The organism is Geoglobus sp. (genome assembly GCF_054018175.1).
The window spans coordinates 1-3,695 of record NZ_JBPLZQ010000117.1 but is presented as its reverse complement, the minus strand read 5'-3'; the positions used below and the strand labels follow the sequence as shown (position 1 = coordinate 3,695).

The 3,695-nt window shown below is 49.8% G+C and carries 6 protein-coding genes and 1 tRNA gene; 2 read left to right on the top strand and 5 right to left on the bottom strand.

Annotated features, from left to right (window positions below):
- The 5 genes from ACXJJC_RS09215 to ACXJJC_RS09195 all read right to left on the bottom strand — a co-directional run.
- A partial coding sequence (locus ACXJJC_RS09215; protein ID WP_456371228.1) for a 50S ribosomal protein L21e occupies nt 1-258 on the bottom strand: 258 nt, incomplete at its 3' end.
- 5 nt (nt 259-263) lie between these two features.
- The gene (locus tag ACXJJC_RS09210; RefSeq protein ID WP_456371226.1) at nt 264-1,409 is read right to left on the bottom strand and encodes a tRNA pseudouridine(54/55) synthase Pus10; all 1,146 of its coding nucleotides are present in this window, start codon (nt 1,407-1,409) and stop codon (nt 264-266) included.
- Nucleotides 1,406-1,999, bottom strand: coding sequence for a tRNA (pseudouridine(54)-N(1))-methyltransferase TrmY (trmY, locus tag ACXJJC_RS09205; protein ID WP_456371224.1), 594 nt, complete (start codon nt 1,997-1,999; stop codon nt 1,406-1,408). The genes ACXJJC_RS09210 and trmY overlap by 4 nt, the downstream gene beginning before the upstream one ends.
- Complete coding sequence (locus ACXJJC_RS09200; protein ID WP_456371222.1) at nt 1,999-2,220, bottom strand: hypothetical protein; 222 nt, start codon at nt 2,218-2,220, stop codon at nt 1,999-2,001. Before ACXJJC_RS09200 ends, trmY begins: the two co-directional genes overlap by 1 nt.
- 5 nt (nt 2,221-2,225) lie before the next feature.
- Nucleotides 2,226-2,594 carry a CBS domain-containing protein gene (locus tag ACXJJC_RS09195; RefSeq protein ID WP_456371220.1) on the bottom strand — a complete coding sequence of 123 codons (369 nt, stop codon included), beginning with the start codon at nt 2,592-2,594 and terminating at the stop codon, nt 2,226-2,228.
- Nucleotides 2,595-2,647: 53 nt separating this feature from the next.
- Between ACXJJC_RS09195 and ACXJJC_RS09190 the strand changes: the two genes are divergently transcribed.
- A complete protein-coding gene (locus ACXJJC_RS09190) occupies nt 2,648-3,508 on the top strand; it encodes an MBL fold metallo-hydrolase (RefSeq protein WP_456371218.1) in 861 nt (286 codons plus the stop codon).
- A gap of 44 nt (nt 3,509-3,552) precedes the next feature.
- A tRNA-His gene (locus tag ACXJJC_RS09185) sits at nt 3,553-3,624 on the top strand.
- Nucleotides 3,625-3,695: the final 71 nt, after the last annotated feature.

Below are 3,695 nucleotides of genomic sequence, written 5' to 3'. Positions count from 1 at the left end.
GAAGATTATCTTCTTCTTACCGCCATCGGGGATTTCCACGAGGTACGCTCTGCCCCTGACACCCACGACTCTTCCGGTTCTGCCCTGGAATCTCGGGTGGGGCATCCCTTTCTGAGATGCGGGTTCTATGTCTATGTGCACTATCTGACCGATTTCAAACGTCTGGAGGACCTTCCTGATCTTCAGACCCCTCTCTCTCACTTTTTTCCTGAGTTTTCTTCCAGATTTGAACCTGAGCCCATGTGATTTCCAGCCCATTTTAATTACCTCCGCTGTTCAGCAAATGACACGGGATTGTATTTAAGGTTTCCGTCCTCCTCAAGCCCACCAAAAACCTGCAGAACATCCAGTTTCTCCACCACACAGCTCACTCCAAGAACTTCGCTGAGACTGGGCCTTGTCCTGCCATCGTCACCGCTCACGAGTTCCTTTATGTAAAGGCCACTTTCTGCGTGAATCTCTATCACCGCATACCTCCCCTTTTTGGCAACCAGTCTCGCAGAGTACACTCTCTTCTTCCTAACCTTGTCAGCTCTTCTGTGCTCAACCCTCTTGGGTGTCCTCTGATTAATCACAGACCCCTCAAGCTTTTTCAGGGAATTCACGAGATCCTCTTCGCTGACATCTCCATCGATTCTCACAATCGCCCTGTACAGTTTGCTGTACCCGGCGCTTTTTATTCTCTCAACATCCCTGTGGGATGCGTAGAACATCAGCCTGACCTCGATTTTTCCTCCGGCAGATCTGTTTATCATCTCCTCCAGTTCCCTGAGGTCCACCATTCTCTTTTTGGGCCTCTCAATCTCCAGTATGAATGGTCTCCCGCTGCCGAGCATTCTTGCATCCACGTCCTCCCTTCCCGATCCGTGGAGGTACGCGTTCTGACCTCCGAAAACCTCGAGAGCTGGCTGGATAATCAGGTCCTCCACGCTGAGGTACTTTCTGCCCTCGAAGTTGCAGACCTCACATCCCAGGCCGGAACAGTTCTGGCATATCCACCTCGTCTGGGAGAGGTGCCTGACCCTTTTTTTGTACCTTCCGTAGATGTATACGGAGGATATTTCCACGCTGAAACTGAGGTCTTCCAAGTTGATTATGATCCTGACGTCCCCATTCACGGCTCTTTTTTTGCCAGTTATTGCGGAAAACATCCTGGTGAACTCTCTCCGGAAGTGCTCTTTGAAAGTATCTTCTATTCCAGCTTCTTCTCTCAACCACTCTTGGATAGCCTTTGCGCTTCCACGCAGAGTCACTCCAACGTCGAAAGTCTCGTACTCGTACTCTCTCAGAGTTTCCATGATTTTCCAGGCGAGCTCGTCAGTTTTTTCGAAAGCGTTGCAGCATACCACGCACTCGCCCAGCTCACCTGTTCCAAGCCTCTCCATGCAGTGTCTGCACACTTTCATCATGCCTGTTCAGACCTCCTGTCCAGCATGTCGTTCAGAATTGTAACGCACTGGTCTGCCTGATATGGTGTTCTTCCGAGAGACACGACCTTTCTGCACACCTTAAAAACCACTCTTTCGTCTTCTTCGATCATCCCGTTGTGGTCTCCGAGAACGAATACTGGGCTGTCAAATTCTAAATTCTCTGCTGGCTCACCGTCTTCTCTCAGGTAGTACAGGTTTCCTGTCTTTGCGAGCTCGTTTATCAGCTCGTCAAATTCTGTTCTGGATATGTAGACTCCCGGGGAAACTTTCCTCCAGTTCTCCCCGACATCCGTTTTCAGGGCCTTGTTTATCATTCCCGCTATGTTCCTCTCATCAGGTGCCAGGTATCTCACCTCACTTCCGACTATCTTCAGGGTTTTAACGGGATCTGGCGGCCCCTTCAGAACTGCGTAAACAACAGAATCTCTTCGTATTCCGTGAGATATGAAAAGGGACTGAGATATGAATCTGCAGACGAGATCCATTCTCCCTGCTGATCCTGCAAGGTCATTCAGGTTGAACGGTTCAGTCACGGCCCTGTTGGCTACGATAACGAAGGTTCTGCTCATCAGAGCTTCTCTTCCACCTCAGTCTTTAACCTTTTTCTTGGGAGTTCGTCCTCGCATACAGGAATGACCGTGACGTAGTCCTTGTACAGCCCCCTCATCCATGTGCCTATGTAATGTATGTCGTCGAAACATACCGGCTTCTTGCAGATTGTGCACTTCCTCCAGGTTATTCCTTCATCTCTCTCCTCAAGATCCTTTCCGCAGGTTTTGCATTTCGGCATACTGCTCACCTCTCTGCAAGAGCTCTGACAAGATCGCTCGCAGTGAAAATCCCGACAATTCTACCCTCTTCCACAACGACTAGCCTCCTGACCTTCATGTCTGCCATTATTTTGGAGGCCTCCTTCACGCTGAAATCCGGTGTCACCGTTATCAGTGGTGTTGATGTGTAGTTTGAAACAGCGTTTTCGAGCCCGTTGTCAAGAATAGCCCTGGAAAAGAAGTCCCTTTCCGTGAATATGCCGTACGGTTCCCCATTCCTTGTTACGATTACACTACCTATCCTCTTCTCACCCATTAGCTTGGCAACTTCCAGTACCTTTGTTTTTTCATCTACCATAAAGACGTCTTTCTGCATGAAATCTCCAATTCTCATGATGTTTTCTGGGAAAGCAAAAACTTAATTCTTTTCCCGTTGCAGATGAAACTGTGAAGGTAGTTCCTGTGGCGTTCGACTCTATGGGTGTAAGAAGTATGGCGACATACGTGGAAACGAAAGATGTCCGGGTGTTCATCGATCCCGGGGTGGCTCTTGGACCTAAAAGGTACGGCCTACCGCCTCACGAGTTTGAACTCAGGAGAAAGGAGGAGCTTTGGAGCAGAGTGAAGGAGTACGTGAAGAGGTCCGACCTTGTCATCATCACACACTACCACTACGACCACCACAGCCCTGCGGAAGTAGAGATTCTGGCCGGGAAGAAAGTGTTTGTCAAGCATCCGGAGGAATATATAAACCACAGCCAGAGGGGGAGGGCGAGGAAGTTTTTGAAGCTGCTGCATGGTGTGGCAGACGTTGAATATGCTGACAGAAGAAAACTGGAGGTTGGAGAAACGCTAATCGAATTCTCACCACCAGTACCTCACGGTACAGGCTCCAGGCTCGGTTACGTGGTCATGGTAATGATAGATGACGGACGGGAGAGTTTTATCCACACGAGCGACGTCGAGGGAGCATCTCTTGAAGAGCAGATTGGATGGCTCAGGGAGAAGGATGCGGAGACAGTTTTTATGGACGGGCCGATGACGTACATGCTCGGATACAGGTTCTCTGAGAGAAGTCTTGAGAGGAGCGTGGAGAATGTGTCATCGCTTATGGATGGTAGCCTTAAAACCATCGTCCTTGACCACCACCTGGCGAGAGACCTGGTCTGGAGAGATCGGGTGGCTGAAATCTTGAAGAGTGGGGAGGAGTGTGGAGTATCTGTAAAGTCGGCAGCAGCTTTTGCCGGTCTGGAGGAAGAGCTTCTCGAAGCGAGGAGGAAAGAGCTTTACAGAATGTCTCGGGAATAAGGTTTATATGCCGTCATGTGAGTAGGGTCTGTTGTCCCACCATGGCCCGGATAGGGTAGTGGCTATCCTCTGGGACTGTGGATCCCAGGAGCCGGGTTCGAATCCCGGTCCGGGCCCTTCTTATTAGAGTTTTAGTCCCTACCATGACTTTCAGTCCGCTCTCTACAGATATAAGCTTTTTTCTTCC